Genomic DNA, 24,797 nt, shown 5'->3' with positions numbered 1-24,797 from the left:
CCGTATAGGCATATGCGCTTCGGCGCATATCCGAGGCAGACCGCTGAGCCGTCCGATCGACGCGCCCTGGACGCCTATGCGTTCCCGGCGTCCGTACATATGCCTGGACGCCGCCCACGCGTCTGCCGGCGCCTATCCCACCGCCGCGTATGTCTCATATGTCTCATCATCATCGAGACCCACGGGCAGAATGCCCGCGCTGCGCTCGTACTCCGTACGCGCGGTCTCCAGGAGTCTGCGCCATGAGGTGACCGTGGGCCGCCTGCGCAACAGAGCGCGCCGCTCCCTCTCGGTCATTCCGCCCCACACACCGAACTCCACTCGGTTGTCGAGGGCATCCGCCAGGCATTCGGTCCGCACCGGACATCCGGTACACACCGCCTTGGCCCTGTTCTGCGCTGCCCCTTGTACGAACAGTTCATCCGGATCGGTAGTGCGGCAGGCTGCCTGCGCACTCCAGTCGGTTACCCAGCCCATCCCGGCGCCGTCCTCTCCCGAATCGAGGCTCCCCCACGGCGGCAGCGGCATATTCACCGCTGCCAGTTGAGGACGTTACGGAAGGCGGACACACCGCAACACCCCCTTCGGGCCCAATCTTGAATGGCCCGAACGGACTATGCGTACGCGGCAGATCACCCAGGGGAGTGACCTGAAGGCATAACGGACCAACCCCATAAAGCTGGGCATATCGACCCAGGCGGGGCGGGAGCCTGACGGCACATAAGGCGGATTCGGCTGGAATCCGGACATGAACTACCGGATTCCGCTTCCAGTCCCGCCACGGCCATAGTGACTAGGACCGTCGCGGAGACGACACAGCCAGGTTGCTACGAAATTGCTACAAACATGCTGCGACCTGCTGTGGATTCCGGGAATGCCTTGATGCAAAACCACACTCTTGTGACAGTTGAGAGCAGCTTAGGCCAAGGCCTATACGTGTGTCCGGCGAATGAGAACGTAGGCTGACTTCATGCCAAAGAAGCGCTCGGGCGGCGGTCTGACCGGGACCCAACAAGCCGCCAAGTTCCTCGGTGTCAGCGTGCTCGCCGGAGCGGTGCTCGCGGGTATCGCCCTCCCCGCCGCCGGGGTGCTGGGGCTCGCGGCCAAGGGGACGGTCAAGGGATTCGACGAGATCCCCGCCAACCTCAAGCGGCCCCCGCTCAGCCAGCGCACCACCATCCTGGACTCCAAGGGCGGCGAGATCGCCACGGTCTACTCCCGCGACCGCACGGTGGTGCCGCTCAAGGACATCTCGCCGTACATGCAGAAGGCGATCGTCGCGATCGAGGACTCGCGCTTCTACGAGCACGGCGCGATCGACCTCAAGGGCGTGCTGCGCGCGCTCAACAAGAACGCGACCAGCGGCGGCGTGGCCCAGGGCGCGTCGACCCTGACTCAGCAGTATGTGAAGAACGTCTTCGTGGAGGAGGCCGGCGACGACCCGGACAAGGTCGCCCAGGCCACCCAGCAGACGCTCGGCCGCAAGATCCAGGAGCTGAAGTACGCGATCCAGGTCGAGGAGGAGCTCGGCAAGAAGAAGATCCTGGAGAACTACCTCAACATCACCTTCTTCGGCCAGCAGGCCTACGGCGTCGAGGCCGCCTCCCAGCGCTACTTCTCCAAGCCGGCCAAGGACCTGGATCTGGAGGAGGCCGCCATGCTCGCGGGCCTCGTCCAGGCCCCGAGCCGCTACGACCCGGTCAATGACTCGGAGGAGGCCCGCAAGCGCCGCAATGTGGTGCTTCAGCGCATGGCCGACGTCGGGAACATCACCCAGGCGGACGCCGACAAGGCCAAGGCGAGCGACGTCAAGCTCAAGGTGAGCCGGCCGAAGAACGGCTGTATCACCGCGGTCGACGGCGCGGGCTTCTTCTGCGACTACGTGCAGCAGGTGTTCCTGGCCGACCCGGTCTTCGGCAAGACCAGGGAGGACCGGGCCAAGATCTGGAACCGCGGCGGTCTGACGATCAAGACGACGCTGGATCCGCAGGCGCAGAAATCCGCGCAGGAATCGATCAAGAGCCACATCTACCAGTCGGACCAGGTCGCCACCGCTGTGACCATGGTCGAGCCGGGCACCGGCAAGATCCAGGCGATGGGCCAGTCCCGGCCATACGGTTTCGGCAAGAACGAGACCACGATCAACTACTCCGTCGACAAGAAGTACGGCGGCTCGAACTACGGCTTCCCGGTCGGTTCGACGTTCAAGCCGTTCGTCGCGTCCGCGGCCATAGAGCAGGGTCTCTCGCCGGCCCAGGTGTACTCCTCGCCGTACCAGATGCCGTACCCGGCGTCGATCTCCGCGTGCGACGGAAAGACCTGGCTCAACGACGCCAAGTCCAACCTGGAGAACGAAGACGCTTCCGAAATCGGCCCGTACGGCCTCAAAGAGGCGATGGAGCTCTCCGTCAACACGTACTTCGTGCAGATGATCGAGGAAATCGGTCTCTGCCCGGTCGTGGACATGGTCGACAAGCTGGGCGTGGTGCAGGGCAACGGCACCAAGCTCCCGGTCGCGCCCGCGCCGCTGACGCTGGGCTCGACGGGCATCTCGCCGCTGGTGATGGCGAACTCGTACGCGACCTTCGCCAACCGGGGCATGTACTGCACGCCGACCGCCATCGAGTCGATCCGCACGGCGGACGGCAAGAGCCTCGCGGTGCCGAAGAGCAGCTGCGAGCGGGCGATGTCGGAGCGGACGGCGGACACGATCAACACCCTGCTCAGCGGTGTGACCGACTCCGGTACGGGCCGCAAGGCGGGTCTGGAGAGCCGCGCCAACGCGGGTAAGACCGGTACGACCGACGAGCGGAAGAACGCGTGGTTCGTCGGCTACACCCCGAATCTCTCCGGAGCGGTGTGGGTCGGCAGCCCGAGCCAGCAGGTCAACATGATGGACATCACCATCGGCGGCCAGTACCACCCGAAGGTCTACGGCGGCGAGGTTCCCGGTCCGATCTGGCGGGACGCCATGACGGGGGCCCTGGAGAACAGGGAAGCGCTGGCGTTCAACAGCGTGACGCTCCCGGAAGCGCCGAAGGACGAGAGCTCCGGCGGTGACGGGGACGGCGACGGCGACAGCGATGGGGACAGCGACAGCGACGGGGGCTTCAGCCCCGGCGGCCGGCTGGGGGACGGCAAGCCCGGCGACGGGGAGCCCGGTGACGGGGACTCCGGCAATGAGCCGATTCCCGGCATCTCCGTACCGGCCGATCTGCTCGGCGGAGCCGCCAGTCAGGGAACGGGCGGCGGCGACGCCGCGACCGAGGGACAGGACAGCGGCGACGGTGTGGTCGAAGGACAGGGCAGCGGCGGCTGGGACTGACCGGCGGCGGCAGCGCTGAGGGAGGGCCCCGGGTCTTGACGGACCCGGGGCCCTCCCTCTCTGTCTGTGTACGGCTGGGTGGTCTCTGCGCGGGGGATCAGGCGAGGCCCTGGTACCGCTGGAGGCGCTCCGTCACGCCGTACGTACGGTGCGTACCGCATGCGCCGTACCGCGCCGCGCCGCATCGGCGGCTCGGCAGCTCGGCAGCTCGGCAGCTCGGCAGCTCGGCGGCTCGGCGGCTCGGTGCGGTCAGCCCGCGAGGAGCGGCTTCACCGCGGCGGCGACACGGCCGCCGTCGGCCCGCCCGGCCACCTTCGGGTTCACGATCTTCATCACGGCGCCCATGGCCCGCGGCCCCTCGGCGCCGGCGGCCCTGGCCTCCGCGACGGCCTCGGCCACGATCTGCTTCAGCTCGTCGTCCGTCAGCTGCTGCGGAAGGTACGCGTCGAGGAGTACGCCCTCGGCCTTCTCCCGCTCCGCCTGCTCGGCCCGGCCGCCCTGGGCGAAGGCGTCGGCGGCCTCACGGCGCTTCTTCGCCTCCTTCGCGATCACCTTCTGCACCTCGTCGTCGGAGAGCTCACGGGCGGTCTTGCCCGACACCTCTTCCTTGGTGATGGCGGCGAGGGTCAGCCGGAGCGTGGCGGAGCGCAGCTCGTCGCGCGCCCTGATCGCTGCGGTCAGGTCTTCGTGGAGCTTGGACTTGAGCGTGGTCATACCAAGCAGTGTGGCAGGTGAGGGTACGGCGGCGCGGCACCATTTCGCGGGCGGCCCGGATGAGCCGTGGGGCGGACGGCCCGCCCACCCCGTACGAGGCGCGGCGCGGAAGGGCCCGTACGGCGTGTGGCGTGGGCGGCGACCCCGTACAGCGTGTGGCGTGGGCGACGGCCGCGTACAGCGTGTGGCGTGGGCGACGGCCGCGTACAGCGAGTGCGGCGGGCGACCCCGTACGGCGAGCCGCGCGGGCGCACCGTACAGACGAAGATCGAATACGCCGCCCGCCCCGCTGGACGCCGGACGGCGTCTGCAACGATGGGCGTATGCGCGCACGCTACGGAGTCCCCCTGGCCATCACGGCGGTCGGCGCCGCCGGCATCACGTACGCCGCCGCCTTCGAGGCCCGCTCCTTCCGCCTCCGGAGACTGACCGTCCCCGTACTGCCGAAGGGCATGCGCCCGCTCCGGGTGCTTCAGGTCTCGGACATCCATATGGTCAGCGGCCAGCGCAAGAAGCGGGCGTGGCTCCAGTCGCTCGCCGGGCTGCGCCCGGACTTCGTGGTCAACACGGGCGACAATCTGTCCGATCCGGAGGGCGTCCCGGAGGTGCTGGACGCGCTGGGCCCGCTGATGGAGTTCCCGGGCGTCTATGTCTTCGGCTCGAACGACTACTACGGGCCCAAGCTGCGCAACCCCGCCCGCTATCTGTTCGAGAAGGCCCAGGGCCGCCATGGCCTCAACGGCAACGCTCCCGCCACGGGAGTGATCCACAACCCGTGGGAGGAGCTGCGCGACGCCTTCGACACGGCGGGCTGGGTGGGGCTGAGCAACACCCGCGGCCGACTGAAGCTGGACGGCTACGAGCTGGCCTTCACCGGCCTCGACGACCCCCACATCAAGCGCGACCGCTACGAGGAGGTCGCGGGCGGCCCGGAGAAGGACGCCGACCTCTCCCTGGCGATAGTCCACGCCCCGTATCTGCGCACCCTGGACGCTTTCACGGCGGACGGCTACCCCTTGATCCTGGCGGGCCACACCCACGGCGGCCAGCTGTGCATCCCGTTCTACGGCGCGCTGGTGACCAACTGCGACCTGGACACGGACCGGGTGAAGGGCCTGTCCACCCATGAGTCGGCGGGCAATGTCTCCTACCTCCACGTCTCAGCGGGCTGCGGCACCAACCGCTACACCCCGGTCCGCTTCGCCTGCCCCCCGGAGGCGACGCTGCTGACCTTGGTGGAGCGCGACTGAGCGCGACTGAGCGGGGGCTGCGGAGCTGCTCGGGGCTTGGCCGAGGACCGGCCGGAGCTCGGCTGTGGACCCGTCGTGGACCTGGGCGTGGACCTGGGCGTGGACCTGGCCATGGACCTGGGCGAGGCTGCGGCAGGGCCCGGCCGGGCCGCGACGGGGCCGGTGAAAACCGGATTTCGCCTGGGAGCGCGGGTGGGCTAAAGTAATCGATGTCGCCGCGACAGTGGTGACATCGGGGTGTAGCGCAGCTTGGCAGCGCGCTTCGTTCGGGACGAAGAGGTCGTGGGTTCAAATCCCGCCACCCCGACAGCTGAAACACCAGGTCAGGGGCCTGATCCACTAAATGGATCAGGCCCTTGACTTGTTCCTGGGGCCACCTTGGGAGCCATTTGGGAGCCGGATTCGAAATTCGGCTCCCCGACTCCAGCACGATGAGGGCCCCGAGGACGGCGAGGCTCCCTCACCTTGGCCGTTAGAGCAGGTGCAGGTTGGGAGCCTGGGCAACGTCCGCGTATTCAGACAGGGCCACGACCGTCACACCCGCGTCTTCGAGGAGCTCGGTGCCATCGGCCCCTGCGACGAAGGTGTCGGGCTCGCTCCAAGCGGTGACGACACGACGGAGGCCGCTGTCCCTGATGAGCTGAGCGCAGGGGCGAGGGCGGGATGCCCGCTTGGCGCAGGGTTCCAGGGAGCTGTAGATCGTGGCGGTGGCGAGCCGGGCATCCTCGGCGGGGAGCTTGGCTAGGGCACCTTCCTCTGCGTGGTCGTGGGGATTGTTCTCGCGGGAGTAGCCGCGGGCGAGTTCGGTCCCGTCGGCCGCGACGATGACCGCCCCCACGCTGAAAGCGGTCGTCGAGGGCGGGCAGAGGGCGGCCAGCTCGCAGGCGAGGGAGATCCAGTCCCGGTCTGCGGTGTTGGGCTTGCGGCCGGTGCCCGGCGCACTGGCTGAGGGGGCAGTACTCATCGGGGCTCCGTCGAGGTGTCCTTGGGGGCGTACCTCAGGAGTACCACGTCGCCGATCTGGCGGGTTCCCAGAAGTCGGAGGCGGGCGGCCGGGCCGCCGGGATAGCCAGCTGGGCCGAGCATCCGTACCGCGTCCGGCTGACCGACCAGGAGCGGGGCGATGACGAGCTGGAGTTCGTCGGCAAGCGCTGCTTCGAGCAGTTGTGTGTGGATGGTGCCGCCGCCTTCGACCATCAGCCGCTTGACGCCGTACACATCGCCAAGGATGTCGAGAGCGGTCGGCCAGACGGCCTCGACAGGGACGCTCTGGACGGTGGCCAGGTCACCGAGGTTGGCGCGCGCCTTGGTGGTGGCCGCGTCGCCGACGGCCAGGACGAGCTTGTCCCCGCCGTGGTGCCAGAACTTCCAGCCGGGATCGAGGTCACCCGTGCCGGTAACGGTGATCTTCAGGGGGTACTCCGGCTGACCGGCGGCCACCCGGGACGCCCTGCGCTCTGCCGAGTTCACGAGGAGGCGGGGATTGTCGGCCCGGAGCGTTCCGGCGCCGACAAGGATGGCGTCGACGCCGGCTCGTACGGAGTCAACGCGCTCGAAGTCCTCCTTGTTGGACAGCAGGAGCCGGTCCTCACCCAGGCGGGTATCGAGGTGGCCGTCGATCGAGACGGCTGCGGACAGCAGAACGTACGGGCGAGGCACGCTATCTCCAGAAGGTATACGCGGGTGGGTCAGGCGGGATGCAGAACGATGCGGTCGAGCGACGCCCGGAACTCGGCGACGCCGTCCTCGGCGGCTGCGGGGGCCAGCGCTTGGTCGAGCCGGCCGAGCTGACCGAAGATCCGCGCGGAACCGGTCTCGGCGGCGATGCCTACGGCCTGCCCACCGATTCGGGCAGCCAAGGTCATGTTGCCCGTGCCTGCATGGGCACGGGCAGCGCGAGCGAGATAGACACCACGGTCCCGACGATATGCGGGAGGAAGCACTGCGATGGCGGTGTCGAAGTCCGCTGCGGCCTGCTCATAGTCACCAAGTGCAGCCAGAGAGCGGGCTCGGGCGGTGCTGATGTACGCCGTATCGAGCCAGGATCCCCAGACGCCGTCGGTGCCCGCGCGATCGAGGAGGGTGAGCGCGGTTTCGTAAGCCCGATGAGCTTCAGCGCCTTCACCGAGTACGGCATGCGCGTGGGCCTCGTGCAGGACAGCGATGACTTCGAGACGGCTCCCGGGCCGGGCGGTGCGCCGAGCAGCGGCGGCAAGGCCGAGGGCGTCGACAGGGTGTCCGGTGTCGACCGCGAGCTGGGCCTTTCGGCCGAGGATGTACGCGGTGAGATCAGTGTCGCCAGTGATGTGCGAAGCGTCGAGTGCCTTCGCGGTATGACCGTGGGCGGTGCGTTCGTCGCCGATGTCCTGGGCGAACCACCCCGCCAGCTCTTCGTAGCGCGTCTCCAAGGCGAGAAGCTCAACGGCGTCATTGCCACGGGCAGCTCGGCGTCTTGTGGCAAGAGAGACGAGGTGCTGTTGCAGCGCAGGCAGCACGTGCCGGGGGCCGATGAGGTTGTCAGTCTGGATCATCACTCGGCGGAGCTGCGCGAAGTGCTCGAAGGGCGAGGCCATGTCAGCGAGTTCCGTGGCAGCCGCCGCAGCCGGGATGGACGTCGCAGCCAGACCGGCGAGCCCGGAGGCGAGAACAACACGGCGAGGCACGGGCACGAAGAGAATCCTTCCGTGGATTCGGGCAGGGACGACGACCGTTTCCGTGTCGTCTCCAAGAGAGACTGCCTGCCCGGGCGTGCTTCCGGTCAGGGTCACCAGGTCGCTGACCCCATGGACCCGTGTGTTGGCCCCGTGAGTCGCCGTCCCGGCTCTGGACACAAGGGCAGAGCCATCCTGGGGAGCATCGCGCTCCGCCTCGTCCCAGCAACGAACTAATGCACCAGCGGCGTCAAGAGCCTCATCGAGGGCGATGGCCGCGTGCTCGGAACAGGACGTTCAGCGCGCTCGAAACGTCCAAGATGTGAGCGATCAATCAACGCCTTGCGAGCGAGGACCTGCTGCGACAGTCGACGGGCCTCGCGGAACTGGCGTAGCTCGTAACCCCAGCGATGCCATGGGCCGGCGTCCGGAGTCAGCTCGTTCGGCTGCTGACCCACGCTTTCGCCTCCCCCGTGCACCGTCGTTCACCCTGCGGATTGACGCCAACGTCACCCGTTGGCGCTCGATGGGGCCTGAGGAGCCAACGTGCGGGGCTCCGTCCAGGGCCTCCCGACCACGGGCCCGGAGCGATTTCATCGTTGGTGCGAGCTGAGCACACGGTACCCGAACACCCCTTGCGGCGGCCCTGATTCACGTCAGCGCCGCCAGTCCAGCCCGCCACTTCGAACGCTTCATTGCCATCGCCGCGTGAGTCCTGCGAGGACTGCGCAACTGGAGAGAAGGGCGACCATGAAACGAACACCCTGCAGGCTGAGGCCGAGGAGCGCAGCTACGCGAAAGGAACACAGCGACCGGGCGACGCGGGGGCAATCCCAGCTTGCCGGGCAGGCCGGCTCGCTCGACCTCGTCGTCTGCCGCAACGTCCTTCCGTCTATCGATCACCAGCGGTTCGTGGTCGACACGCACCGTTGGCTGCGCCCTGGTGGCCAGCTGTGCGTCCTGGTCCGCGTCTAGCCCGAGCGCGGGGCCGAGTCGGCCGAGAGGCCGTGGCAGCACGGCTTCACCGAGCAGCGGGGGCAGGTCCTTCAGGACGGGTGGGCCGAGCAAGATCGCTGCTGGCTCGGCAGGCACACCACGATCTGGGGGTTGACCCCTCCGCAGCCACGTATGTGGGGGACATGGCAGTCGACCAGGAATCGGCGGCTCGCGCCGGTGTCGCGTACGTCCACGCGGGGTGGGGATACGGGCAGCCCACCTCACCCATTCCGGAGATTGTCGAGTCGCCGCAGGAGTTGCTGCAGCTCCTCCACTCCGTCGGGCCGTCCGAGCCGTTCGTTGAGGGGAGCATGGTGTGAGTATCCGTCCGACCGGCGGTTTGGGCCTCGTCCGTTCCGATTGCGGCGGACAGCCCCGATGGGCTCTTGTCGGCAGCGGCGCCCTTGGCCACGTACAGACCGACTGCATCAAGACGGCTGAGCTGGAGGCCATACCCCTCGACCGAGAAGAACTGCGCGACCTCGTCGAGACCGTCATGTCCGCCCTGGAGAGCTACAGCGGTGCGCTCGCCTCCACGCCTGGTGGTGTCGGCTGGTTCCATGTGCAGCACGTTCCCGTTCGGCGTTTCGTGGCCGAGATGCTGCGCAAGCTGCTGGCTCTGAGCGCCTGGGAGCCGTTCGCGGCGGCTCCGGGGCCCGTGACCCTCGCCCCGCACGAAGGGCTCGTCGGTCTGCGTTCGAGCAGCTCAAGGGAGTACCTGGCCTACACCGTCACCTGGTCCGGCATCGCCTACCTGCTCGGAGCAGCGGCCCAGTACAACCCTTCCCGCTCCGCTCGGTTACGCAATCTCTCCCGGGCCAACACGGCGAACGGGGAGCCGAGCCCGCTCCCCTCACGTCTGAGGGAGAGAGACGTCGTAGCGCTGTCCTGGTCCTCCCGTCACGCGGCCACCCTGATGCCGGTGCTCGTCGAGCTGGAGCGCGACGGGCGCACGAGCCTCATGCTCGACCTCGCCACCGACCGGGCGGAGCGGTGCCCGGCACCGTCGGCCACGGACATCGTCCTGCGCTCGCCGCCGAGTGATCTCTTCACTCTTTCCGGCACCGCCGAGGACCTCCATCTGCCTGAGGACGGCCACACCGTCCGCATCAAGGGTCACACCGTCCAACTCGCCAGAGTTGTAAAACTCTTGTCCGTACTCCTGGAGACGAGCGGCGGGTGTACCCAGCCCTCGTGGCGGACCCTCGTCCAGGCGGAAACCTGGCTCGACGGCGTCCTCACCGCGACCCGGCCACATACCGTCCTCCTCAGCAACGACACCAGCCCGCTGGGCGCGCTGGCCGTGCACACGGCGGAACGCCACGGCGCGAACACAGTCCACGTCCAGCACGGGGCGTGGACGGCGGAGTCGGTCGGCAGGCCGACACTGCACAGCCGCGACGTCGTCGTGATGGGGGAACGGGACCGTCTGCTGGCGACAGCGTGGGTGCGCCACCCCGCCGCCGAACTGCACGTGCTGGGACAGCCCCGCTTCGATGCGCTCGCGGGTCTCGGCCGTGAGGCGCAGCGGCGGTACCTGGAGAAGTTGCTGGCTTCCGGCAATCGCCGTGCTCCTGCCCGGATCGCGGTATGGGCCTGCCAGCCGTTCGGACCCGATCGGCTCAAGGCCCAGGCAGACCTTCTCCTGGACGGACTGCGTGCGGCGGACAGCGACTGGGGGCTCGTCATCGCCCCGCACCCGGCACAGAGCACCGACGTCTTCTCCCCACTGCTCCGAAGTGACGGAGGGCTCCTCGTGGCCGTCGCCGATCCTCGGGTCGGCGCCCGGGGCTGCCTCGCCGGTGCCGACGCCCTGGCGAGTGCGTACTCGACGTGCGGGATCGAGGCCGCTCTGCTCGGCGTCCCGGTCCTCGAAATCGGCTCGCCAGGCGAACGCACGCTGGACCTGGCCGGCTATGGCCTCGCAAGGCGGTGCAGCAACGCTCACGACGTCGCCGAGGTGCTCTCCGCACTGCGCGATCCGCGCCCGCGCGCCCTGCGGACGGCCACCGATGCGGTATGCCGGTGGCGCGGCGACAGCGCGGCCCAGGTCGCACGCCTCATCACCCAGCGTGCCGAAGCCCGCGCCACGTCTTCCAATCACGTCCACCACGATGCCCACGGCGCGGCCTGTGTGCCGCCCCAGGGTGAAGGAGTCCCTTCCCGCCCTGTGGGGTGGCGACGATGCCCACATCCCAGTTCGCCTCCTGGGCTGCGGTGATCAGCTTGCCGACGTCACCAGCGATGCCGGACGCGCACACGACGACGTAGAGGAAGGGCTTCTTGGTCTGTTGGCCTGGCTGATCACTCACGCGGGCACTCCCGGTTGGCGACTGAAACGGTGCGGTTCAGGCAGCGTACGGCGACGGTCGCGGTCACCTGGCGGGTCCGCCGTCTCGCCCACCGGCCGCCGCCCAGCGCCCGCGCCGCCCAAACACACACCACCACGAGGTCAGGGCCGGTAGCCAGGCACCAGGCATACCCGTCCGCGGCACCGGCACGCCCGAACCGCCCAACAGCTTCGGGTGGCCGTATTGACTCAGATGCCCCCATAGCACCTCAGCCCGCTGCTACGGTCCCCGCATGACGCACTCGGTCCCCACAGTTCGCCCTGTCGACCTCCGAGTTGAGCCGGTCAACCAAGTCCTTGATCGCGTCGAACGATCCCTGCAGGTGCGCTTGGACTCGACCTCAGTCGTACGCAAGCGCCGTTCCGTGGGCGCCTGGACAGACCGCGACACCTGGGTACGGGTGGAACGACGCTCACTGAACAAGATCGGCGATCAAGGGTGGAACGGCACGGAAAGCGCCGCCCTCCTGGAGGGGCTGGCGCAGCCCGCATGGCTGGGGTGTGTGGTCTGGCGGGACACGGACGGACCGGTGATGTGGCGGGCGGATGAGACGGAGGTCCTGCCCGGCGCTCCGGTCGGCACCGCTGTGCTGAGTGCGGACCCGGTGCTGCCCGAGGAGTGGTGGCGGGCGTTCAACTCCTCCCTGGACGCGCTCTCGCGGAATACGACGAGGCGCGTGGCCACCCCGGACACTGTCATGATCACGCAGCACCTCGTCACCGAGTCGATCCGTGGCACGTTCTCCGACGAGATCGACACGTCCGTCGAACGATGGGTGCCGGCCCACGCCGACCTGAACTGGGCCAATATGAGCGCCCCGGTGTTCAGTCTCTTCGACTGGGAGGACTGGGGGAACGCTCCCCAGGGGCTGGACGCCGCCACGCTCTGGGCCGCCTCGCTCGCCGTCCCCGCTCTGGCCGACCGCGTACGGCGTGAACGGCGGGGCGACTTCGAGAGCCGGGACGGCAAGCTGATGACGCTGTTCGCGTGCTCGAAGATCCTGGGGCCGGACGCCTATCCGGAGGACCCTCGAATCGAGCCCGCACGGCATATGGCGCGGCAGGTCATCGCGGAGCTTCAGGCGGACTGACCGCTCGATCGCTCCCGGAGCAGGGCAGTACCCGTTGATCGTCTGTTCTTCGGCCTCGCCGGCCAGGGCGTCGAGCAGCTCCGGCTGCCGGGTGACGGAGAGGTCTCCGCCAACCGGCTGCGGGATGCCGCGTCAACAGCATCCCGCTGGGGACTTGGTCCGGGTCGAGACACAAGAAGCCCTATCGCGCCGCGCGTTGTTCACACTCCACCGACGTTAGGGAAATGATGACCTGCGGGGAAGTAACTACGCAACAGCCGCCCGGACAGCGGAAGGCGGGAAACACCGCTTACCAGCGAAGTCACAGAGAGATCGAATTCTTCAAAAGAAGCTTCCCGCTCCGATTCCTGAAGAATCCGGGTGCGCGTTCTTCATGTTTCGTCTGAAGGACTATCCCCTGCTGTTCCCGCCGGTGAAGATGTTCACGGCAGGGCATCCGGCGTCAACCGGCCCCTGCCGGCGCCACCTTGTCCGGGTCGTGGTGCCGGAGCGTCGGCGATGCCCCGGCACCATAGGAAGAATCGAGGCCGTATGCCCGTCCCACTCTCCCGAGCTCTCTCCCACCAGGGGCCCTTCACCTGGTGCCTTGCCCACTGCGGCGAGGGTGCCGCAGCCCCGTGTACGCATCAGCCGCCGGCCTCCGCTGCCGTCATTCTGGCTCTGGTGCTCGCGGGAGTGAGCCTGCTGGTCATGGCCGGCTGCACGCCGCAGATCGCTGTCGCGGCGGTGGCCGCCAGCGGAATCGTCGCGGTCGAACTCCGCCTGCGCCTGTCCTGACCGGGCACGGGGCACCGGGTCCGCTCGGTGCCCCGGCTTCAACGAAAGGAGGATGGCCGGCCTTGACGCGTCCCAACAACGAACTGCCCGATGAGCGGAGTCTTCCCTGCGTGGCGCTGGCCGCCGAGCTGCGTGCGCTGCGGGAGCGCGCCGGTCTCACCCTCAGCCGTCTCTCGCGTCTTTCGGGACTGTCGACCGGCACCCTGTCCATGGCACAGGGCGGAGTGACCGTGCCCAGCGAGAAAACCCTCAAGGCGTTCATCGACGCCTGTGGCGATCCGGAACCGGCTCCATGGCTGGCCCGCCGAGAAGCCGCCCTGCGCGGGGAGCGCCCGGTGTCGGCGAGTCCGCGCCCCAAGCGCACGGCGTACGAGGACCGTGTCCGTCCCGCCTGGCGGGGCACATGGCTGCGCTGGGACAGGACCGGCAGGCTGACTCCTCCTTCGCAGGCGACGGGACCCCGGGTCCTGTCCTTCTGGCTCTCGGGGCTGCGCGCTTACCGGTCGGTGTCCTTCCGGGCCATGGCCCGGCAGTGCGGCTACGCCCACTCCACACTCGCCGCGATGGCCAGTGGCTTCGAGCCCGTGACGGTACGTGGGCTGCTGGCCTTCCTCGACGGATGCCGGGTGACGGGCTTCGCGGAGAGGATCGAGTGGCTGGATCTGCTGGAGCGCACCTGTACAAGCCCTCGCCGTCGCCTGGACGCGGCCCGCGAACAGATGCGGTTGCGCACTCTGATGTCCGGAGGAACCCCGGACACGGCAGGCGCCGCGCCTTCCGGCCGGAAGGAAAGGGGCGACAGCGGTGCGGGCGACTGGCCGGAGCTGCCGAGACCTGCCTGGCCGAGGCAGCGTGCCGTGCACGTCGACCGGCACCTTCTCAAGGTCGACCTGCAGGCGCTGAACCGTTACTACGGTGCGCAGTTCGTTCCGCTGCTCGCCCGGCACACGGGCATCCCCGTCACGACCCTGCGCCGCTATCTGCGCGACGAAGTCGGCTTCCTCGGCGGCGACCAGACGAACCGGGTGGCAGCCGCCTTGGTGAGGCTGGGCAGCACGCCGCCGCCCCGGGACCGTCTCCCCTCCGTTCTGCCGCCCCTGGCCGACTGGAGTCCGGCGCCCACCCGGGTGCGCCGCGAGCCCAGTCCCTCGCGGGCATAGGCCGGGAGGTCCGCGTATCGCCGGTCCAGGTGAGTCCGAGACGCCCCTGGCGCCGGAGCGTCGCACCCGAGCCCGCTCCCCGGATGTACTCCGTCCATCTCGATGCCACGCTGGTGGACCGCGCCGCCCGCGTCCTAGGCACCGTCGGTCCCGAGGAGACCGTGCTCGCCGCGCTCTCCGGCGTACCGGAGCGAGCCTCCGAGGCCGACCGGCTGCGGAAAGAACTTCAGCACATCGCGGCCGTCACGGACCGGGCCCTCCGGCCCGGCGGCCGGTCATGAGGCGAGACCGGTGCGCCGGGCGCAGAGGGGGCTAGCGGGGCAGGTCAGGTGTCGGTGTTTGACTCCAGGTCGCCCTCGGTCTCCAGGTAGACGCGGCGCAGCGCCTCCAGGACCGCCGGGTCCGGCTTGGCCCACATGCCGCGGGACTCGGCCTCCAGGAGGCGTTCGGCTATGCCGTGCAGAGCCCAGGGGTTGGCCTCCTGGAGGAAGGCGCGGTTCTGCGGGTCGAGGACATAGGTCTCCGTCAGCTTGTCGTACATCCAGTCGGCCACCACGCCCGTCGTGGCGTCGTAGCCGAAGAGATAGTCGACGGTCGCCGCGAGTTCGAACGCCCCCTTGTAGCCGTGGCGGCGCATCGCCTCGATCCACTTCGGGTTCACCACCCGGGCGCGGAAGACCCGCGAGGTCTCCTCCACCAGGGTGCGGGTGCGGACCGTCTCCGGGCGGGTGGAGTCGCCGATGTACGCCTCCGGGGCCGTGCCGCGCAGTGCGCGGACCGTGGCCACCATGCCGCCGTGGTACTGGAAGTAGTCGTCCGAGTCCGCGATGTCGTGCTCGCGGGTGTCGGTGTTCTTCGCCGCCACCGCGATCCGCTTGTACGCGGTCTCCATCTCCGTACGCGCCGGCCTGCCGTCCAGCTCACGGCCGTACGCGTAGCCGCCCCACACCGTGTAGACCTCCGCCAGATCGGCGTCGGTCCGCCAGTCGCGGGAGTCGATCAGCTGGAGCAGTCCCGCACCGTACGTCCCCGGCCGGGAGCCGAAGATACGGGTCGTCGCGCGCCGCTCGTCGCCGTGTTCGGCCAGATCGGCCTGGGTGTGCGCCCGTACGTAGTTGTCCTCCGCGCTCTCGTCCAGCGAGGCCGCCAGCCGTACCGCGTCGTCCAGCAGGCCGATGGTGTGCGGGAAGGCGTCCCGGAAGAAGCCCGAGATGCGGAGGGTGACGTCGATCCTGGGGCGGCCCAGCTCGGGCAGCGGGACCGGCTCCAGGCCGGTGACCCGGCGGGAGGCGTCGTCCCAGACCGGGCGGACGCCCAGCAGGGCCAGCGCCTCTGCCACATCGTCGCCCGCCGTGCGCATCGCGCTCGTGCCCCAGAGGGAGAGCCCCACCGAGGTCGGCCACTCGCCGTTGTCCGCGCGGTAGCGCTCCAGCAGCGATTCGGCCAGCGCCTGGCCCGTCTCCCAGGCCAGCCGGGAGGGGACCGCCTTGGGGTCGACGGAGTAGAAGTTACGGCCGGTCGGCAGCACATTGACCAGTCCGCGCAGCGGTGAGCCGGACGGGCCCGCCGGGACGAATCCGCCGTTCAGAGCGTGGACGGCATGGTCGAGTTCGGCGGTCGTCGCGGCCAGCCGCGGCACCACCTCGCGTACCGCGAACTCCAGGACGGCCCGGACCTGCTCACCGTGGTCCGCCGGCACCGCGGCCAGGTCCCAGTCCGCGTCCGCCAGCCCCTGCACCAGGGCACGGGCCCGGGCCTCCGCCTCGTCGGCCGCCGTGCGGGTGGCCGCCGACTCATCGAGGCCCAGCGCCTCGCGCAGCCCCGGCAGTGCCGTCGTACCGCCCCAGATCTGACGGGCGCGGAGAATGGCCAGGACCAGATTCACCAGGTCCCCGCCGCGCGGGGGGCTGCCCAGCACATGCAGACCGTCGCGGATCTGGGCGTCCTTGATCTCGCAGAGCCAGCCGTCCACATGGAGCAGGAAGTCGTCGAAGCCGTCGTCCTCGGGCCGGTCCTCAAGCCCCAGATCGTGGTCGAGCTTCGCCGCCTGGATCAGCGTCCAGATCTGCGCCCGGATCGCCGGCAGCTTCGCCGGGTCCATCGAGGAGATCTGGGCGTACTCGTCCAGCAGCTGTTCCAGCCGGGCGATGTCCCCGTAGGAGTCCGCCCGCCCATCGGCGGCACGAGATGGTCCACCAGCGTCGCGTGCACCCGCCGCTTGGCCTGGGTGCCCTCACCCGGGTCGTTCACCAGGAAGGGGTAGACCAGGGGCAGATCGCCGAGGGCGGCGTCCGGGCCGCAGGCCGCCGACAGACCCGCGTTCTTGCCGGGCAGCCACTCCAGATTGCCGTGCTTGCCCAGATGGATCATCGCGTCCGCGCCGAAGCCGCCATCGGCCGAAGCCGCCGCGATCCAGCGGTACGCGGCGAGATAGTGGTGCGACGGCGGCAGATCCGGGTCGTGGTAGATCGCGATCGGGTTCTCGCCGAAGCCGCGCGGCGGCTGGATGAGGATCAGCAGATTCCCCCGGCGCAGGGCCGCGAGGACGATGTCGCCCTCCGGATTGGCGCTGCGGTCGACGAACATCTCGCCCGGCGGCGGCCCCCAGTGCCGCTCCACCTGCTCCCGCAGCGCGGCGGGCAGAGTGGCGTACCAGCGCTTGTAGTCGGCCGCCGGGATACGGACCGGATTACGGGCCAGCTGCTCCTCGGTCAGCCACTCCTGGTCATGGCCGCCCGCCTCGATCAGCGCGCGGATCAGTTCGTCGCCGTCCCCGGAGACCAGCCCCGGGATCTCGGCCTCGGGGCCGAAGTCATAGCCCTCCGCGCGGAGCCTGCGCAGCAGCGCCACGGCGCTCGCGGGGGTGTCGAGACCGACGGCGTTGCCGATCCGCGAGTGCTTGGTCGGATACGCCGAGAGCACCAGCGCCAGCTTCTTCTCCGCGGCCGGTATATGGCGGAGGCGGGCATGGCGTACCGCGATCCCGGCGACCCTGGCCGCCCGCTCGGGGTCGGCGACATAGGCGGGCAGACCGTCCTCGTCGATCTCCTTGAAGGAGAACGGGACGGTGATCAGCCGGCCGTCGAACTCCGGCACCGCGATCTGGCTCGCCGCGTCCAGCGGGGAGACGCCCTCGTCGTTCTCCTCCCAGGCGCTGCGCGAGCCGGTGAGGCAGAGCGCCTGGAGGATGGGGATGTCGAGACCGGTGAGCGCGCCCGCGTCCCATGACTCGTCGTCGCCGCCCGCCGACGCCTCGGCCGGGCGGGTGCCGCCCGCGGCGAGCACGGTGGTGACGATCGCGTCGGCGGCGCGCAGGGTCTCGATCAGCTCGGGCTCGGGGGCGCGCAGCGAGGCGACATACAGCGGCATGGCCCGCGCGCCCGCGTCCTCGATCGCCGAGCAGAGGGCGTCCACGAAGGCGGTGTTGCCGCTCATGTGGTGGGCGCGGTAGTAGAGGACCGCGATCGTCGCCGTCACGTCGGGGGCGGTACGCGGGGTGCGCTCCAGGGGGCCCCAGGTGGGGGCCGGGGCGGGTGGCTCGAAGCCATGGCCGGTGAGCAGCACCGTGTCGGAGAGGAAGCGGGCGAGCTGGGCGAGATTGCCCGGACCGCCGTGGGCGAGATAGGCGTGCGCCTCGGCCGCGATGCCGACCGGGACCGTGGAGGCTTCCATCAGCTGGGCGTCGGGGGCCTGTTCGCCGGTGAGGACGACCACCGGGAGACCGCTCTCCAGCAGCCGGTCCAGGCCGTCCTGCCAGGCGCGGACGCCGCCCAGCAGACGGACGACGACGAGTCCCGCGCCGTCGAGCAGGGCGGGCAGGTCGTCCAGCGGCAGCCGGGACGGGTTGGCGAAGCGGTACGAGACCGGGCCTTCCGCGGCACGGGCGCTGAGCAGGTCGGTGTCGGACGTCGACAGAAGCAGGATCTCGTGGGGGTACGGGGGGCGGTCCCCGGTCGTCTGAAGCATGCGGCGTCTGGCCTTCCTCGGGGTTTCCGCGCCCCGGGCGGTGTCGGACGGCGGGAGTTCCTGACTCGCCCGGCTTTTCAGGGCCGGGCTCACAGTGGCGGGACCGCGCCGGAATCTCACCGGGCTTCCTCCCCTGTCGCCGTCGCCGGCGATGACGGACCGGATGATCCGCTGATCAGTATCGTAAGGGTCACGCATTCCGTGCGGGACATACGATTTGAGTGACTATCGGTATGCTCGCCGCCATGCCCACCGCCCCCGCCGGCCCTTCGGACCAGGGCTCATCCCGGTTCACGCCCCGGTCCACGCCCCGGTCCACGTCCCGGCACGAGCTTCCCGGGCGGGACGGCGGGGACGCCTGTCCCGGCGCGTTGCGGCTCCATACGGCGGACGACGGCGCGCTGGCGCGGGTCCGCGTCCCCGGCGGCGTACTGGCGGCTGATCAGGCCGACGCGCTGGCGGCGGCGGCCGAGCGGCTCGGCGACGGGGTGCTGCATCTCACGTCCCGGGGCAATGTCCAGCTGCGCGGGCTGGGGGCGGGCTGCGGCGGGGAGCTGGCGGAGGCACTCGGCTCGGCCGGGCTGCTGCCATCGCGTCACCACGAGCGGGTGCGCAATATCGTCGTCTCCCCGCTGACCGGGCTCGACGGCCGGGGGGAGCGGGATGTACGGCCCTGGCTGCGGGAGTTGGACGGGCTGCTGTGCGCGAGCGACGCGGCGCGCGCGCTCTCAGGGCGCTTTCTGTTCGCGCTGGACGACGGGCGGGGGGATGTGGCCGCGCTCGGCGCTGATGTGGTGCTGAGGGCGGCGGCGGGCGGGGACGCGCTGCTGGGGTTCGCGCCTGGTGTTCCCGGGGGTGTCTCCTCCCGTGGTCCCGACGGTGGTTCCGCCCGTGATTCCGCCCGTGGTTCCGCCCGTGATTCCGCCCGTGATTCCGCCCGTGATTCCGCCCATGTTCCCGAGGTGCTCCGCGTCGCCGGTGCCGCAGCGGGCCGGGCCGCTCTGATCGCCGCCGAAACCTTTCTGGACGCGGTACGGGAGGCGAGTGCACCCGACGACCAAAGCGGGCACACCGGACGTACCGCGATCTGGCGGGTGAGCGAGCTCCCCGGCCGGGGGAACGGCCTGCTCGCCGAGACGGCCCGCCGGCTGGCGCACACGGGCATCCCCTCCCGGCGCGAACCCGCCCCCGTCCGGGGGCGGGAGCCGGAAGCCGGTCCCGCCGAAGTACCCCCGGGGATCATCCGCAACCCTGAACACCGCCCCATCACCGTCTCCGTGCTCGCGCCCCTCGGACGGCTCTCCGCCGCCCAGTGGCGCTCCCTGGCCACGCTCGCCCGCGAGCACGGCACCGGCGAACTGCGGCTCACCCCCTGGCGCGGCGTCCTCGTCCCCGGCGTCGCCGCCTCCCGCGCCGCCCGGAGTCTCGCGGACCTCGCCGCGGCCGGGCTGGTCACCGCCCCCGACTCGCCCTGGCGCGGCGTCAGCGCGTGCATCGGGCGGCCCGGCTGCGCCAAGTCCCGCGCCGATGTGCGCGCCGACGCGGCCACCGCCCTCGGCCCGGCGGGCGGGCTGCCCGTCCACTGGTCCGGCTGCGAGCGGCGCTGCGGCCACCCCCAGGGCGACCATGTCGATGTCGTCGCCGCCCCCGGCGGGCCCTCCGCCGGCTACCAGGTCGCCATGGCCCGCGCGGGAGCGGTCCGCACGGGAGCGCCCCTCACCGGCGCGGCCACCGGCCGCGAAGACCTCGCCGCCGCCGTGACGGCGGCCCGGACCCGTCCCCGTACGCCCCCGCCGTAACCCCTCGAACGACCGCCGGAGCCGCACCGCCACCATGGCGGCGCCGCCCCCGGCGGACCCGCCGCGTCCCCCACGCGGTGCCCCGATGCCCCAATGAGCGAGAGCAGCGAGAGCACAGTGTTCGACTACGAGAAGGACGGCGCGGCCATCTACCGCCAGTCCTTTGCCACCATCCGCGCGGAAGCGGATCTCGCGGGTCTGCCCGCCGACGTCAGCCAGGTCGCGGTCCGGATGATCCACGCCTGCGGGATGGTCGATCTCGTACGCGACCTCTCCTTCAGCCCCCAGGTCGTCTCCCGGGCCCGCGCGGCCCTGCGTGCGGGAGCGCCGATCCTCTGCGATGTGGCCATGGTCGCCAGCGGGGTGACGCGTAAGCGGCTGCCCGCCGGCAACGACGTGGTCTGCACCCTCTCCGACCCGTCCGTGCCCGCGCTCGCGGCCGAACTCGGCACCACCCGCAGCGCCGCCGCCCTCGAACTGTGGCGTGACCGCCTGGACGGCGCGGTCGTCGCCGTCGGCAACGCCCCGACCGCGCTCTTCCGGCTGCTGGAGATGATCGCGGACGGCGCCCCTCGCCCGGCCGCCGTGATCGGCGTCCCCGTAGGCTTCATCGGCGCCGCCGAGTCCAAGGACGCGCTCGCCGGTCACCCCCTGGCCCTCGACCACCTGGTCGTCCGAGGGCGGCGCGGCGGCAGCGCCATGGCCGCCGCCGCCCTGAACGCGATCGCGAGCGAGGAAGAATGAGCGGCATCGACGCCACCACCGGCCGGCTGTACGGAGTGGGCCTCGGCCCCGGCGACCCGTCGCTGATGACCGTACGCGCCGTGGAGATCATCGCCGAGGCGGATGTGATCGCGTATCACAGCGCCCGGCACGGGCGTTCCATCGCGCGTGCCATCGCGGCGAAGCACATCCGCGCCGACCATGTCGAAGAGGCGCTGGTCTATCCCCTCACCACCGAGACCACCGACCACCCCGGCGGCTACCGGGGGGCGATGGAGGAGTTCTACGCGGCTGCCGCGGCCCGGCTCGCCGCGCATCTCGACGCGGGGCGGACGGTCGCGGTGCTCGCCGAGGGCGATCCGCTCTTCTACGGCTCCTACATGCATATGCACAAGCGGCTCGCGGACCGGTACGAGACCGAGGTCATCCCGGGCGTCACCTCGGTGAGCGCGGCGGCGGCCCGGCTCGGCACTCCGCTCGCCGAGGGCGAGGAGGTGCTGACGATCCTGCCCGGCACCCTGCCGGAGGAGGAGCTGACGGCGCGGCTGGCGGCGACGGACGCGGCCGTGATCATGAAGCTGGGACGGACGTTCCCGAAGGTGCGCGGCGCGCTCGAACGCTCCGGCCGGCTCGGCGAGGCCCGCTATGTCGAACGCGCCACCATGGCCGGGGAGCGCACCGCCGCGCTGGCCGGGGTCGATCCGGAGTCGGTGCCGTACTTCGCGGTGGCGGTGCTGCCGAGCCGGGTCGGCGCGAAGCCGGAGATACGCGAGCGGGGCGAGGTCGTCGTGGTCGGCACCGGGCCCGCCGGGCCGCTGTGGCTGACTCCCGAGACCCGGGGCGCGCTGGCCGCCGCCGACGATCTGGTCGGCTATACGACCTATCTGGACCGGGTGCCCGAGCGGGGCGGCCAGTGCCGGCACGGCTCCGACAACCGGGTGGAGTCGGAGCGCGCCGAGTTCGCGCTCGAACTGGCCCGGCGCGGGCGGCGGGTGGCCGTGGTGTCGGGCGGCGACCCGGGGGTGTTCGCGATGGCCACGGCGGTGCTGGAGGCCGCGGCGCAGCCGGAGTACGCGGATGTCCCGGTGCGGGTGCTGCCCGGGGTGACGGCCGCGAACGCCGCCGCGGCGGCGGCGGGCGCACCGCTCGGACACGACTACGCCACGATCTCGCTCTCCGACCGGCTCAAGCCGTGGGAGGTCATCGCGGAGCGGCTGCGCTCGGCGGCGGCGGCCGATCTGGTGCTGGCGCTGTACAACCCGGGCTCGCGCAGCCGGACCTGGCAGGTGGGCAAGGCCCGGGAGCTGCTGCTGGAGTACCGGGGGCCGGACACCCCGGTGGTGGTCGGCCGCGATGTCGGCGGCGCGGAGCAGAGCGTACGGATCGTGCCGCTGGGCGAGCTCGATCCGGCGGAGGTGGACATGCGGACCATCCTGCTCGTCGGGTCGTCGCAGACGCGGACGGTGCGGCGCGGGAACGGCGAGCAGGTGGTGTGGACTCCCCGGCGCTATCCGGAAACGGAGCGGGCCGGGAGCTGAGCGGTCGGGGAGCTGAGCGGCTGGGGTCTGGGGGCTGGGGGCCTGAGCGGCCTCACGGGAGCCGCCCGTACGGAACCGGGCCGTACGGAACCGGGCCGTACGGAGCCGGTCCGGCCGGGTCAGCTCCGTACGGCCCGGTCCGTCAGCCGTTCCGCGACCCAGCGGGCCGCCCCTTCGGGGTCCGGCGCCACCGCCACGCCCTCCGGGACCGGCGGTCTGCGGACGACGACCACCGGGATTCCGGCCTCGCGGGCCGCCGTGAGCTTGGGCGCGGTGGCCGCGCCGCCGCTGTCCTTGGTGACCAGGACCTCGATACGGTGCCGGGCCAGCAGCTCGCGCTCCCCTTCGAGGGTGAACGGGCCCCGGTCCAGCAGCACCCGCGTCCGCGCCGGACGCAGCCCTTCCGGCTCGTCCACGGACCGTACGAGGAACCAGAGGTCGTCCCGTACCCCGTCGCACGCGGCGAACGCGGCCAGGCCCATACGCCCGGTGCTGAGGAACACCCGGCGCTCGGGTGCGGGAGCGGCCGGGGCACGAGACGGCGCGGGGGCGGCCGGCCCGGGAGACGGCTCGGGGAGCACGGGGGGCAGCAGCTCGGGCAGCAGTCGCGCGGCCTCCTCCAGCGAGTCCGCCAGCCGCCACCGATCGCCCTCGGTACGGACCCACCCGGGCCTGCGGAGCGCGAGCAGGGGAACATGGGCGATGGCAGCGGCCTCGGCCGCATGGAAACTGATCGTCCGGGCGAAGGGGTGAGTGGCGTCGATGAGTCCCCGCACCTTCTGCTCGCGCAGCCATTCCGCCAGCCCCTCGACCCCGCCGAACCCCCCGACGCGGACCTCCCCTTCGGGCAGCCGGGGAGCGGCGACCCGCCCGGCCAGGGAACTGGTCAGCCGCAGGCCGGGGGTGCCGTGGAGCAGCCCGGCCAGGCTGCGGGCCTCGGTCGTTCCCCCCAGTATCAGTACGTGCACGGAGTACGGACCCCTTCATGAGTGAGGCGAAAGGCGGGCGCGGCGCCCAACTCAAGCACACCGGGCTGCGGCCCGGCTGGACGACCGGGGCCTGTGCGACCGCGTCGGCCACGGCCGCGTACACCGCGCTGCTGACCGGGGCCTTCCCGGACCCGGTCACCGTCACCCTGCCCAAGGGCCAGACCCCGGCCTTCGCGCTGGCCGTGGAGGAGCTGACGGCGGACGGCCGGGCCATGGCCGGGGTGGTCAAGGACGCGGGAGACGATCCGGACGTGACCCATGGGGCGCTGGTCCGGGCCACCGTACGGGCGCTGCCGCCCGGCTCCGGGGTGGTCTTCCGGGCCGGGCCCGGGGTGGGCACGGTGACCCGGCCCGGCCTGCCGCTGGAGGTCGGGGAGCCCGCCATCAACCCCGTGCCCCGGCAGATGATGCGCGACCACATCGCGGAGGTGACGCGGACGCACGGCCGGCGTGGCGGCGGCAGCAGCGGCGACGGCGATGTGGAGATCACCGTCTCGGTGGACCACGGCGAGGAGATCGCCCGCTCCACCTGGAACCCCCGGCTGGGCATCCTGGGCGGCCTCTCCATCCTCGGCACGACCGGTGTCGTCGTGCCCTACTCCTGCTCCGCGTGGATCGACTCGATCCGGCGCGGTGTCGATGTGGCGCGGGCGGCCGGGCGGCGGCATGTGGCGGCCTGCACCGGCTCGACGTCGGAGAAGACGGTGATCGCGGAGTACGGCCTGCCGGAGGACGCGCTGCTGGACATGGGGGACTTCGCGGGCGCGGTGCTCAAGTATCTGCGCCGCCACCCCGTGGAGCGGCTCACCGTCTGCGGGGGCTTCGCCAAGCTGTCCAAGCTGGCGGCCGGGCATCTGGATCTGCACTCGGCCCGCTCCCAGGTGGACAAGGGGTTCCTCGCCGGGCTGGCCCTGCGGGGCGGGGCCGGACCGGCCCTGGCACGGGAGATCGCGGACGCCAACACGGGGCTCGCGGCGCTACAGCTGTGCGCGGCGGCGGGGGTTCCGCTCGGCGATCTGGTGGCGGTGGCGGCGCGCGACGAAGCCCTGTCGGTGCTGCGGGGCACGCCCGTCGCGGTGGACGTGATCTGCATCGACCGCGCGGGGACGGTGGTGGGGCGCAGCACGCCGGGAGGTTGAGGGGGGTGCGGCTTGCGCCGGGGGTTTCCGGGGGCCTGGTGGGCGGGTGCCCGGTGGTAGGGGTCCCGGAGGACCGGGTACCCGGAGCCTGGTGGTCAAGGTCTCGAAGCCGAGGGGCCGTGGCCGTCTTCCGGGTCGGGCCGGTCGGCGAGCGGGTCTGCCCAGGGGCCCTCCCCCGTAGCCCGGCAGTACCCGGACTCCGAACGGAGAGGCCCTGAGGGGTCTGCGGAGGAACGGGCCCCGTGCCCGGCCAGGGGCGGGCGGGAGCTGACCGGAGGGCTCCCCCACGTTCGGCCCCGCCGGGCGGGACCACCGGGCAGGGCAGCGCC

Annotated in this window: 16 protein-coding genes, 1 tRNA gene, 3 pseudogenes and 1 riboswitch; of the genes and pseudogenes, 12 read left to right on the top strand and 8 right to left on the bottom strand. The window is 71.1% G+C overall.

All coding sequences use genetic code 11. The features are described from left to right. Positions 1-132: 132 nt before the first annotated feature. Positions 133-477 carry a WhiB family transcriptional regulator gene (locus FF041_RS25590; RefSeq protein ID WP_177149633.1) on the bottom strand — a complete coding sequence of 115 codons (345 nt, stop codon included), beginning with the start codon at positions 475-477 and terminating at the stop codon, positions 133-135. Between the two features lie 493 nt (positions 478-970). Between FF041_RS25590 and FF041_RS25580 the strand changes: the two genes are divergently transcribed. Next, entirely contained in the window at positions 971-3,325 is a 2,355-nt protein-coding gene (locus FF041_RS25580) for a transglycosylase domain-containing protein (RefSeq protein WP_153524974.1), read from the top strand. A gap of 249 nt (positions 3,326-3,574) precedes the next feature. Here the strand turns inward: FF041_RS25580 and FF041_RS25575 are convergent, their stop codons facing one another. Beyond that, the gene (locus FF041_RS25575; RefSeq protein ID WP_153524973.1) at positions 3,575-4,039 is read right to left on the bottom strand and encodes a GatB/YqeY domain-containing protein; all 465 of its coding nucleotides are present in this window, start codon (positions 4,037-4,039) and stop codon (positions 3,575-3,577) included. A gap of 323 nt (positions 4,040-4,362) precedes the next feature. On the opposite strand from FF041_RS25575, the gene FF041_RS25570 reads away from it, so the two are divergent. Both FF041_RS25570 and FF041_RS25565 read left to right on the top strand, forming a co-directional pair. Continuing rightward, complete coding sequence (locus tag FF041_RS25570) at positions 4,363-5,289, top strand: metallophosphoesterase (RefSeq protein ID WP_153480189.1); 927 nt, start codon at positions 4,363-4,365, stop codon at positions 5,287-5,289. Positions 5,290-5,522: 233 nt separating this feature from the next. Continuing rightward, positions 5,523-5,596: transfer RNA gene (locus FF041_RS25565), tRNA-Pro, on the top strand. A gap of 165 nt (positions 5,597-5,761) precedes the next feature. Here the strand turns inward: FF041_RS25565 and FF041_RS25560 are convergent. The 3 genes and pseudogenes from FF041_RS25560 to FF041_RS40590 form a co-directional block, all read right to left on the bottom strand. Further along, positions 5,762-6,948, bottom strand: a pseudogene (locus tag FF041_RS25560) (dihydrofolate reductase family protein). Positions 6,949-6,977: 29 nt separating this feature from the next. After that, positions 6,978-7,862: a DNA-binding protein gene (locus FF041_RS25555; RefSeq protein ID WP_153524972.1), complete on the bottom strand. Its 885-nt coding sequence runs from the start codon at positions 7,860-7,862 to the stop codon at positions 6,978-6,980. A 311-nt stretch (positions 7,863-8,173) separates the two neighbouring features. Continuing rightward, on the bottom strand, positions 8,174-8,398 hold the full coding sequence (locus tag FF041_RS40590; RefSeq protein ID WP_153524971.1) for a helix-turn-helix domain-containing protein: 225 nt from the start codon (positions 8,396-8,398) through the stop codon (positions 8,174-8,176). Positions 8,399-8,690: 292 nt separating this feature from the next. Between FF041_RS40590 and FF041_RS40585 the strand changes: the two genes are divergently transcribed. After that, positions 8,691-8,915 carry a methyltransferase domain-containing protein gene (locus tag FF041_RS40585; protein WP_153524970.1) on the top strand — a complete coding sequence of 75 codons (225 nt, stop codon included), beginning with the start codon at positions 8,691-8,693 and terminating at the stop codon, positions 8,913-8,915. Between the two features lie 337 nt (positions 8,916-9,252). Further along, positions 9,253-11,157 carry a hypothetical protein gene (locus FF041_RS25535; protein WP_228388618.1) on the top strand — a complete coding sequence of 635 codons (1,905 nt, stop codon included), beginning with the start codon at positions 9,253-9,255 and terminating at the stop codon, positions 11,155-11,157. On the opposite strand, the pseudogene FF041_RS40410 reads toward FF041_RS25535, so the two are convergent. After that, positions 11,102-11,248: pseudogene (locus tag FF041_RS40410) on the bottom strand (flavoprotein); the annotation flags it as partial. The gene FF041_RS25535 and the pseudogene FF041_RS40410 overlap by 56 nt on opposite strands. A gap of 271 nt (positions 11,249-11,519) precedes the next feature. On the opposite strand from FF041_RS40410, the gene FF041_RS25530 reads away from it, so the two are divergent. The 3 genes from FF041_RS25530 (at position 11,520) to FF041_RS25520 (ending at position 14,595) form a co-directional block, all read left to right on the top strand. Continuing rightward, the gene (locus FF041_RS25530; RefSeq protein ID WP_153524969.1) at positions 11,520-12,377 is read left to right on the top strand and encodes a hypothetical protein; all 858 of its coding nucleotides are present in this window, start codon (positions 11,520-11,522) and stop codon (positions 12,375-12,377) included. An 839-nt stretch (positions 12,378-13,216) separates the two neighbouring features. Then, a complete protein-coding gene (locus FF041_RS25525; protein WP_194292171.1) occupies positions 13,217-14,314 on the top strand; it encodes a helix-turn-helix domain-containing protein in 1,098 nt (365 codons plus the stop codon). A gap of 29 nt (positions 14,315-14,343) precedes the next feature. After that, positions 14,344-14,595: a hypothetical protein gene (locus FF041_RS25520; RefSeq protein ID WP_153524967.1), complete on the top strand. Its 252-nt coding sequence runs from the start codon at positions 14,344-14,346 to the stop codon at positions 14,593-14,595. A gap of 44 nt (positions 14,596-14,639) precedes the next feature. Here FF041_RS25520 and cobN read toward each other — a convergent pair. Then, a pseudogene (gene cobN, locus FF041_RS25515) lies at positions 14,640-18,280 on the bottom strand (cobaltochelatase subunit CobN). 32 nt (positions 18,281-18,312) lie between these two features. Next, positions 18,313-18,459, bottom strand: a riboswitch (cobalamin riboswitch). Between the two features lie 54 nt (positions 18,460-18,513). Here cobN and cobG point away from each other — a divergent pair. From cobG to FF041_RS25500, 3 genes are all read left to right on the top strand, one after another. After that, entirely contained in the window at positions 18,514-20,079 is a 1,566-nt protein-coding gene (gene cobG / locus FF041_RS25510; RefSeq protein WP_407698195.1) for a precorrin-3B synthase, read from the top strand. Positions 20,080-20,196: 117 nt separating this feature from the next. Then, positions 20,197-20,823, top strand: a complete 627-nt coding sequence (locus tag FF041_RS25505; protein WP_323392733.1) for a precorrin-8X methylmutase — start codon at positions 20,197-20,199, stop codon at positions 20,821-20,823. Beyond that, positions 20,820-22,340, top strand: coding sequence for a precorrin-2 C(20)-methyltransferase (locus tag FF041_RS25500; protein WP_153524964.1), 1,521 nt, complete (start codon positions 20,820-20,822; stop codon positions 22,338-22,340). The genes FF041_RS25505 and FF041_RS25500 overlap by 4 nt, the downstream gene beginning before the upstream one ends. 119 nt (positions 22,341-22,459) lie before the next feature. On the opposite strand, the gene FF041_RS25495 is transcribed toward FF041_RS25500, so the two are convergent. Continuing rightward, the gene (locus FF041_RS25495; protein WP_323392689.1) at positions 22,460-23,308 is read right to left on the bottom strand and encodes a cobalt-precorrin-6A reductase; all 849 of its coding nucleotides are present in this window, start codon (positions 23,306-23,308) and stop codon (positions 22,460-22,462) included. A gap of 17 nt (positions 23,309-23,325) precedes the next feature. Here FF041_RS25495 and FF041_RS25490 point away from each other — a divergent pair, with 17 nt between their 5' ends. After that, positions 23,326-24,468, top strand: coding sequence for a cobalt-precorrin-5B (C(1))-methyltransferase (locus FF041_RS25490; protein ID WP_153524963.1), 1,143 nt, complete (start codon positions 23,326-23,328; stop codon positions 24,466-24,468). The last annotated feature ends 329 nt before the right edge of the window (positions 24,469-24,797 follow it).

This window comes from Streptomyces jumonjinensis (genome assembly GCF_009600885.1).
GTDB lineage: Bacteria > Actinomycetota > Actinomycetes > Streptomycetales > Streptomycetaceae > Streptomyces > Streptomyces jumonjinensis.
Note: the sequence above shows the minus strand (reverse complement) of the source record. Positions and strands in the feature narration are given on the sequence as shown.